Raw genomic sequence first — 8,222 nt, forward strand, 5'->3', positions numbered from 1 at the left:
TTTAACTGTTATATATTTAATATAAAATCAATCTAATATTGAGTTCTCGAAATAACACTATTTAATTAAACAATTTTTTTATAATAAGAATTCGTGCTAGATTATTTATTAACCCGTTTTTAGTAAAAAATATAATTAAATAAATTTGAAAAGGTTATGGGATATTGTCTGGTTATTACCTGCTGTTTTACCTGTTTTTGCAATTGAAGAGAATAATTTAAAAATTGATAAACTCACTAAATTGGCAACCAAAAAATGATCCAAAAACCTGATTAAAACTGGGTGTAATGTATTATAAAGGTCAAGATACTGAAAAATACTATACTAAAGCCAAAGAGTGGACAGAAAAAACCGTTATGTAAGGTTATAGAACAGCCCAATTTAATTTAGGTTTTTTGTATGGTAATGCTAAAGATTATACTAAAGCTAATGAGCGGTATGAGAAAGCGGCTAAACAAAATATGCCAAAAGCTCAGCAACGATTAAAATTATTAATGAAAAAATTAAATGAGTGATTGAAAATACCATCAAGTTTAAATAATAGATTAAAAAGTTTGCAAACTGAATTTAAACTTGATGCGTAGATTAAATAGCAAAATGAATGAATTGTTCTTCAATGTTTAACGAGTTGAAAAACATGTCGAAATAAAATTAATTCTATTTTCATTTTTGTCAGGGTGTTCTCTGGAAGAAAATTTCTAATAGCGCTTTAATAAAAGTGAAGACTAACCAATTATTCTATTTATAAAATTAGACACCCCATGATAGTCTGGTTGAAATTTTTTCAAAAAAGATTTGTGAAGGAAGCATATATGAAAAAAATTTTTGCGGTAGTTATGTTATGGTTATTTATATTTAATTTCGTCAGTGCAGAAGAATTGGAAAATAGATCTTTTAATGAAGTGTTTAAAATGGCGACAGAAAAAAATGACCCAAAAGCTCAATTAAAACTGGGTACAATGTATTATACAGGTCAAGGTGCTGAGAAAGATTATACTAAAGCCAAGGAGTGGATAGAAAAAGCCGCTAAGCAAGGTTATAGAGTTGCTCAATATAATTTAGGCTATTTGTATGATGAAGCTAAAGATTATACTAAAGCTAAGGAGTGGTTTGAAAAAGCTGCACTGCAAGGTGATGTAAAAGCTCAATATAATTTAGGATTTTTGTATAATGCAGCTAAAGATTATATTAAAGCTAAGGAGTGGTATGAAAAAGCTGCACTGCAAGGTGATGTAAAAGCTCAATTCAAAATGGGGCTTATATATAGTGAAGGTATTGGCATTAAACAGGACTATATCAAGGCTAAATATTGGTTTGAAAAAGCAGCCAATCAAAATGATGCAGACTCTCAATTTAATTTAGGCATATTATATGCTTATGGAATGGGTGTAAATCAGGATTATACTAAAGCTAATCAATGGTATGAAAGGGCCGCTATCCAAGGTTTGCCTCCAGCCCAATTTAATTTAGCTGTATCTTATGCAAATGGGCAAGGTGTAGAACAAGATTATACCAAAGCTAAGGCGTGGTATGAAAAAGCGGCTAGGCAAAATTACGCAAGCGCTCAGAATAATTTAGGGTCATTATATGTACGAGGCAAAGGTGTAGAAAGAGATTATAGTAAAGCCCGAGAATGGTTTGAAAAAGCGACTATGCAAGGTGAGGCAGAAGGGGAATATAATTTAGGCCTTCTCTATGAGTTTGGCAATGGAGTAGAGCAAAATTATGCTAAGGCTAAAGAGTGGTATGAGAAAGCGGCTAAACAAAATATGCCAAAAGCTCAGCAACGATTGACAATTTTGAATGAAAAAATTAAATGAGTGATTAAAAATATCATCAAGTTTAAACAATAGATTAAAGAGCTTGCAAACGGAATTTAAACTTGATGAGTAGATTAAATAGCAAAGTGAATTGATTGTTCTTCAATGTTTAACGCGTTGAGAAACATGTCGAAATAAAATTAATTATACTTTCATTTTTGTTAGGGTGTTCTCTGGAAGAAAATTTTTAACAGCGCTTTAATAAATGAGAAGACTAACCAATTATTCTATTTATAAAATTAGACGATCAATAATAGTCTGGTTGAAATTTTTTCAAAAAAGATTTGTGAAGGACGCATATATGAAAAAAATTTTTGCGGTAGTTATATTATGGTTATTTCTATTTAGTTTCGTCAGTGCAGAAGAGTTGGAAAATAGATCTTTTGATGAAGTGTTTAAAATGGCGACTGAAAAGAATAATCCAAAAGCCCAATTTAAACTGGGTGTAATGTATTATACAGGTGAAGGTGTTGAGAAAGATTATACTAAAGCCAAGGAGTGGATGGAAAAAGCTGCTATGCAAGGTGACAGGGATGCCCAATTTAATTTAGGCATTTTGTATGAGGATGCTAAAGATTATACTAAAGCTAAGGAGTGGTATGAAAAAGCCGCACTGCAAGGTGATGATAAAGCTCAATATAATTTAGGATTTTTGTATGAAGATGCTAAAGATTATATTAAAGCTAAGGAGTGGTATGAAAAAGCCGCACTACAAGGTGATGTAAAAGCTCAATTTCATATGGGACTTATATATAGTAACGGTATTGGCATTAAACAGGACTATATCAAGGCTAGATATTGGTATGAAAAAGCCACTATGCAAGGCGATAAAAATGCTCAATTTAATTTGGGAGTATTATATGCTTTTGGCAAGGGTGTAAATCAGGATTATACTAAAGCTAATCAATGGTATGAAAGAGCAGCTAAACAAGGTTTTCCTCTAGCCCAATTTAATTTAGCCGTATCTTATGCAAATGGTCAAGGTGTAGAACAAGATTATGCCAAAGCTAAGGAGTGGTATGAAAAAGCGGCTATGCAAGGTTATGCAGAAGCTCAGACGAATTTAGGATTATTATATGTCTTAGGCAAAGGTGTAGATAGTGATTATAGTAAAGCTAACCAATGGTTTGAAAAAGCCGCTATGCAAGGCGATAAAGATGCCCTATTTAATTTAGGTATTTCCTATGAGTTTGGCAATGGGGTAGAGCAAAATTATGCTAAGGCTAAAGAGTGGTATGAGAAAGCGGCTAAACAAAATATGCCAAAAGCTCAGCAACGATTAACAATACTGAATGAAAAAATTAAATGAGTGACTAAAAATATCATCAAGTTTAAACAATAAATTAAAAAGCTTGCAAACTGAATTTAGACTTGATGAGTAGATTAAATAGCAAACTGAACTAATTGTTCTTCAATGTATAACGAGTTGAAAAACATGTCGAAATAAAATTAATTATATTTTCTTTTTTGTCAGGGTGTTCACTGGAAGAAAATTTCTAACAACGCTTTAATAAATGAGAAGACTAACCAATTATTCTATTCATAAAATTAGACAATTAATAACAGTCTGGTTGAAATTTTGCCACAAAAGGTTGATGAAGGATGCATATATGAAAAAAATTTTTGCGATAGTCATGTTATGGTTATTTCTATTTAGTTTTGTCAGTGCAGAAGAATCACAATATAAATCTTTTGATGAAGCGTTTAAAATGGCGACTGAAAAGAATGATCCAAAAGCCCAATTTGAACTAGGAAGAATGTATTATACAGGTCAAGGCGCTGAGAAAGATTATACTAAAGCCAAGGAGTGGACGGAAAAAGCTGCTATGCAAGGTAACAGGGATGCCCAATTTAATTTAGGCATTTTGTATGTGGATGCTAAAGATTATACTAAAGCTAAGGAGTGGTATGAAAAAGCCGCACTGCAAGGAGATTCTAATGCTCAATATAATTTGGGGTTAATGTATTATCGAGGTGAAGGTATAGAACAAGATTATTCTAAAGCTCGAGAATGGTTTGAACGAGCTGCTATGCAAGAAAATGCAAAAGCCGAATTTATTATGGGATTGCTTTATGAACTAGGGTATGGTGTTAAGCAAAATTATACATTAGCTGCTGATTGGTATGAGAAAGCAGCTAATCGCGATCAGGCAGATGGTCAATATAATTTGGGTCTATTGTATTATAGAGGTTTAGGTGTAAAGCAAAACTATACTAAAGCAGCTCAGTGGATTGAAAAAGCTGCATTGCAAGATTTTGCTTACGCACAATTGGATATAGGTGGAATGTATTTGGAAGGTCAAGGAGTTAAACCAGATTCAGTTAAAGCTAAGCAGTGGTATGAGAAAGCAGCAAAACATGATCTACCAGAAGCCCAGTTTAATTTGGGACTTTTGGAGGGTGGAGAACATCATTATATTAAAGCTAAAGAGTGGTTTGAAAAAGCTGCAGCACAAGGTCATACCTATGCGCAATACTATTTAGGTTTAATGTATGAAAATGGACAAGGTGTTCAAAAAAATCTTAAAAAGGCTAATCAATGGTATAAAAAAGCGTGTGCAAATGGTCTTGAAAATCAAATATGTTATTAACTAAAAATAATCTGATTCAAGTTTTATAAAAGAGGGGCATTTTACCTCTTTTTTTATTTGTTCAAAAAATAATTTAACTTTATTTTGTCTATCTGTTGTTTAAAATAAAAATTTTATTAAAAAAGTTTAAGCAATAGACTAGGTAAACGATACTTATATTGATAAAATAAAAATAATATTCTTATTAATAAGAAAAAATTTTATTAAAAAATGAGATTTATTAAGGAATTAAACATGAAAAAATTATGTGCAATCGTCTTGTTATTTTTATTTATGATTAGTCCTGTAAGTGCCGATAGTTTAAAATTGCATGAACTATCCAACATGACAACGCAAAATAATAATTCTAAATCTCAATTAAATTTAGGTGAGCTGTATGAAGACAGTAAGGATATAAAACAAAACAATTCCAGTATAAATAATAAAGCTAAAACTCAATTAAATTTAGGGGAAACTTATAAAGAAGATAATGAAATAAAGCAGAACTCTTTAAAAATCAATCAATGGACTGAAAATTCAAATCTACCAAAGCAAAGTAATACAAAATCTTCATTAAATTTAGGTGCATTATATAATGAAGATAGAAGTATCAAACAAGATGATGTGAAATTAAAAAATTGGGATGTAAAATCAACTATCCAAAATAATTCAAACACTCAGTTAAATTTAGGTAAATTATATAATGAAAATAAAGGGATAATGTCAAATTCTACAAAAATAAAAGATTGGCGGGATAAAACTCCAATGCCAGATGATATAAATACCCCGTTGGACTTAAGACAGTTGTCTTATCAAATTTATGGTATAAAGCAAAATTATTCTAAAACAATGGATTGGTATGAAAAAGCCGCTATGCAAGAGGAGACAAATGTTCAATTGAATTTGGCTGGGGTGCAGTTTGAGCGTAAAGATATAAAACAAGATTTTATTTTAGAAAAAGGACAACAAGCAATTAGTTCTATACAAAATAAAGACGAGCCTCAATATAATGAATCGATTAAATATTTGGATTGGTATGACATTGAACAAAATTTTGTAAATATAAGTGAATTGTTTGAAAAAATAGCTATGCAAGATGATATTGATGCCCAATTTGTTTTAGGTGTAATGTATGAATATGGTTTGGGTGTGAATCAGAATTATAACATAGCGACTGGTTGGTATGAAAAAGCTGCCATGCAAGGTGATATTGAAGCTCAATTTGCTACAGGTGTAATGTATGAGTATGGCAATGGTGTTAAACAAGATTATATTAACGCATTAGAGTGGTTTAAAAAAGCCTCCATGCAACTTAATGAAGCCGCGTTTCATCCATATGCTGTAGATGACATTTTATTTCCGAATAGACCTTTTTTATCACCACTTTATTTTTAGGTTTTCGGTTGTTAGTTAGCTGATTATATTTTTCAGGTATCAGATTACTAATTAATGATAAAAGTCTATTTAAAAATAAACTCATTACATTGATATATATAAATTTATATAGCTTCTTGAAAGAGATAGGGTTAACGCTCTATCTCTTTTTCATATTTAACAAAATCAATTTATTTTAAATCAGTGGTTATTGAGAATAGATTGGGTTTAAAAAGTATAGTATACAGCTAGATAAAAATTATTTTCTTGCTCACAATATCAGCCATTATCAAACTATGATAATGAGAACAATAACAAAGGAGGGGAAGACATGAAAAACTTATTGACTATAGTGTGGTTATTATTGGTAGTTGTTCCAGTTAGTGCTAATGAGGCAAACAATATAAACTTTGAACAACTAACTATGTTGGAAAAACAAAAAAATGACGCAAAAATTCAATATGAACTAGGTTATATGTATTATGTAGGGGAAGGAACATTAAAGAGTTATGCAAAAGCTAAAGAGTGGTATGAAAAATCAGCAAATCAAGGTTATGCAGAAGCTCAGTACAGTTTAGGGGTTATGTATGATGAAGGTGAAGGTGTACAGATTGATCATAGTAAAGCATTAGAGTGGTATAAAAAAGCGGCAGCTCAAGGTCATGCAAAAGCTCAATTTCAGTTAGGTTTGAGTTATGATCAAGGAAACGGTGTTGATCAAGATTATGCAAAAGCCAAGCAGTGGTATGAAAAATCAGCGGCACAAAATTATGCATATGCTCAATTAAATTTGGGGTTGTTTTATGCAAAAGGTTTCGGTGTCGCCAAGGATCAAAAGAAAGCTTTTAAATTGTTTGAAAAAGCAGCCAAACGAAATTTACCAGATGCACTATATAATTTAGGTTTTATGTATGAAAAAGGATATGGTGTTTCAAAAAATATTATTAAAGCTAAAGAATTTTATGAGGAAGCCTGTGCAGTAGGACTTAATGTTGATGAAATTTGTCAATAAATTGGTTTTAAAATTATAATTATTCAATACATTATATAAATAATGTTGTATATGTCTTTTGTGAAATAAAGGCGGGGAACGTTTATCTTTTTTGATGTCATAAAGCCATTATATCTTCCTTTTTAATTATTGACTCAATAACATATAAAAAGACTATTTTTTAATAAAATTATCCTCTAAAATTAATCTATCTTATCGAAAGGGTAAATATATTATATTAATAACATATTGATTTTTATTTGAATAGGAACGGATATTTGTAATTATTTTACAAAAAACAATAAAAAAGGAATTAAATGTGCGAAAGGTATTTATTTTAGTTTGGTTATTATTGATAGTAACCCCTGTTAGTGCCAATGAAGTAGATGATTTAAGTTTTGAAGAACTAACTAAATTAGTAAAAGAAAAGAATGATCCAATAGATCAATATGAATTAGGCCGCAGGTATTATGAAGGGGAAGGGACAGAAAAAAATGTTGCTAAAGCTATGGAGTGGATTGAAAAATCAGCTAATCAAGGTTGTGTTGAAGCTCAGTTTGGTTTAGGCGTTATATATAACGAAGATGTAGAAACAAAGGAAAATCGTAGCAAAGCAATAACTTGGTGGGAAAAAGCGGCGGTACAAGGATATGCAGATGCTCAATATAATTTAGGTATGAGTTATGACCTAGGTTTGATTGTTAATCAGGACTATGCAAAAGCTAAAGAGTGGTATGAAAAAGCAATCGCACAAGATAATGGTATGGCTATGAATAATCTAGCATTTATGTATGATAATGGTAAAGGTGTAGAAAGAAACTATACTAAAGCAATAGAGTTGTATGAAAAATCAGCTAATCTAGGTTATGTAGAAGCTCAATTCAATTTAGCTTTACATTATGAAGAAGGTACAGGTGTTAATCAGGATTATACAAAAGCCAAAGAGTGGTATGAAAAAGCGGTTGAGCAAGATTATCCTGAGGCACAATTAAATTTAGGCATGCTTTATGCTCAGGGTAACGGTGTACCCCAAGATTCAAAGAAAGCAGTTGAATTGTTTGAAAAAGCAGCTGAGCAAGATATTTCAGTAGCTATATTTAATCTCGGTGTTATGTATCAATTAGGTACAGGTGTTCCTAAGGATTCAAAGAAAGCAGTTAAATTGTTTGAAAAAGCAGCCGAAAAAAATCTACCAGAGGCGTTTTATAATTTAGGTGTTATGTATAAGGATGGAAGCGGTGTTCCAAGAGATTTTATTAAAGCTAGAAAATTGTATAAAAAAGCATGCGAACTTGGATTTAAAAATGACGTTTGTCAGAACGAAAGTGATTAATAAAAAGAATGAAATTAATCATAAATAGAGCATGCTGTTTGATTATAACTATTTCTGGTTTACCTTATTGGTTACTAATGAGTTATATAATCTAAACTGCATGATATAACTATCTATTAATAAATAATATTTAA

6 protein-coding genes are annotated in these 8,222 nt (G+C 30.9%); all 6 read left to right on the plus strand.

The genetic code is table 11. From position 1 onward, the window contains the following. Positions 1-812: 812 nt before the first annotated feature. The 6 genes from A9G11_RS10155 (at position 813) to A9G11_RS10180 (ending at position 8,088) form a co-directional block, all read left to right on the plus strand. Positions 813-1,820, plus strand: coding sequence for an SEL1-like repeat protein (locus A9G11_RS10155; protein WP_081298525.1), 1,008 nt, complete (start codon positions 813-815; stop codon positions 1,818-1,820). Positions 1,821-2,121: 301 nt separating this feature from the next. Next, a complete protein-coding gene (locus A9G11_RS10160) occupies positions 2,122-3,129 on the plus strand; it encodes an SEL1-like repeat protein (RefSeq protein ID WP_065619500.1) in 1,008 nt (335 codons plus the stop codon). A gap of 301 nt (positions 3,130-3,430) precedes the next feature. Then, the gene (locus A9G11_RS10165) at positions 3,431-4,411 is read left to right on the plus strand and encodes an SEL1-like repeat protein (RefSeq protein WP_176701263.1); all 981 of its coding nucleotides are present in this window, start codon (positions 3,431-3,433) and stop codon (positions 4,409-4,411) included. Between the two features lie 234 nt (positions 4,412-4,645). Next, the gene (locus tag A9G11_RS10170; RefSeq protein ID WP_065619501.1) at positions 4,646-5,785 is read left to right on the plus strand and encodes a tetratricopeptide repeat protein; all 1,140 of its coding nucleotides are present in this window, start codon (positions 4,646-4,648) and stop codon (positions 5,783-5,785) included. Between the two features lie 310 nt (positions 5,786-6,095). Further along, positions 6,096-6,776 (plus strand): tetratricopeptide repeat protein, encoded by a 681-nt coding sequence (locus A9G11_RS10175; protein ID WP_065619502.1) that lies wholly within the window; start codon positions 6,096-6,098, stop codon positions 6,774-6,776. Between the two features lie 298 nt (positions 6,777-7,074). After that, positions 7,075-8,088: an SEL1-like repeat protein gene (locus tag A9G11_RS10180; protein WP_065619503.1), complete on the plus strand. Its 1,014-nt coding sequence runs from the start codon at positions 7,075-7,077 to the stop codon at positions 8,086-8,088. Positions 8,089-8,222 lie beyond the last annotated feature (134 nt).

This window comes from Gilliamella sp. wkB108, from assembly GCF_001690195.1.
GTDB classification, from domain to species: Bacteria; Pseudomonadota; Gammaproteobacteria; order Enterobacterales; family Orbaceae; genus Gilliamella; species Gilliamella apicola_L.

Bases quoted from the DNA above. Each gene is read 5' to 3' on its own strand.
- A9G11_RS10170 (WP_065619501.1), top strand. From the start codon at position 4,646: ATGAAAAAATTATGTGCAATCGTCTTGTTATTTTTATTTATGATTAGT.
- A9G11_RS10175 (WP_065619502.1), top strand. From the start codon at position 6,096: ATGAAAAACTTATTGACTATAGTGTGGTTATTATTGGTAGTTGTTCCA.
- A9G11_RS10160 (WP_065619500.1), top strand. From the start codon at position 2,122: ATGAAAAAAATTTTTGCGGTAGTTATATTATGGTTATTTCTATTTAGT.
- A9G11_RS10155 (WP_081298525.1), top strand. From the start codon at position 813: ATGAAAAAAATTTTTGCGGTAGTTATGTTATGGTTATTTATATTTAAT.
- A9G11_RS10165 (WP_176701263.1), top strand. From the start codon at position 3,431: ATGAAAAAAATTTTTGCGATAGTCATGTTATGGTTATTTCTATTTAGT.